Origin of the sequence: Mycobacterium sp. E2479 (genome assembly GCF_001667925.1) — a bacterium.
Classification (GTDB): domain Bacteria; phylum Actinomycetota; class Actinomycetes; order Mycobacteriales; family Mycobacteriaceae; genus Mycobacterium.
In genome coordinates, this window is sequence record NZ_LZJR01000159.1 from 1 (window position 1) to 817 (window position 817).

Annotated in this window: 1 protein-coding gene; it reads left to right on the forward strand. The window is 68.9% G+C overall.

Translation table 11 applies throughout. The features are described from left to right. Positions 1-817 (forward strand): 13E12 repeat family protein (locus tag A5686_RS25145; protein WP_156750233.1); only part of this gene is annotated, 817 nt, incomplete at both ends.

The window sequence follows — 817 nt, forward strand, 5'->3', positions numbered from 1 at the left end:
TGGAGATCGTGGCCGAGATTGATCGCGACGAGCTCGGTGGTGTTACCGGTGCGCGGTCGGTGCCGGCGTTGGTGGCCTGGAAGACGGGCTGCTCGCCGGCCAATGCCCACACGATCACCACCGTCGCGCGCCGGGTGCAGGAGTTTCCACGCTGCGCCCAAGGTATGCGGGAGGGCCGGCTGTCGCTGGATCAGGTCGGGGTGATCGCGGCGCGTGCCGGTCAGGGATCTGATGCGCACTACGCGCAGCTGGCCGCGGTGGCAACGGTCACTCAGCTGCGTACCGCGGTGAAGCTGGAACCGCGACCCGAACCCGAGCCTCGGCCCGAGGCCGAGCCCGAGCTCGAGCGGTCGATCACCACGACCACCAACGAGCAGGGCAGCTGCTATCGGATCACCTTGCCGCACCTGGATGCGGCGAAGTTCGACGCCGCGTTGGCGTCTCATCGGGATGCGCTGATCGCCCAGTGGAGGCGCGATCACGGCGAGGGCGTCAGCGATCAGGCGCCGCCGTTGCCGAGCACTGGTGAGGCGTTTATGCGCCTCATCGAGGCCGGGTGGGACGCCGAGGCGACCCGCCGCCCCCATGGGCAGCACACCACTGTGGTGGTACACCTCGACGTCGAGCAGCGCGTTGGCGCCTTGCATCTGGGTCCGCTGCTGTCCGACGCCGAACGTCGTTACCTGACCTGTGATGCCACCTGTGAAGTGTGGTTCGAACGCCACGGCGAGGTCATCGGTGCCGGGCGGGCGACCCGGCTGATCAACCGGCGGCTGCGCCGCGCACTCGAGTATCGCGACCGCAGCTGTGTGGTGCC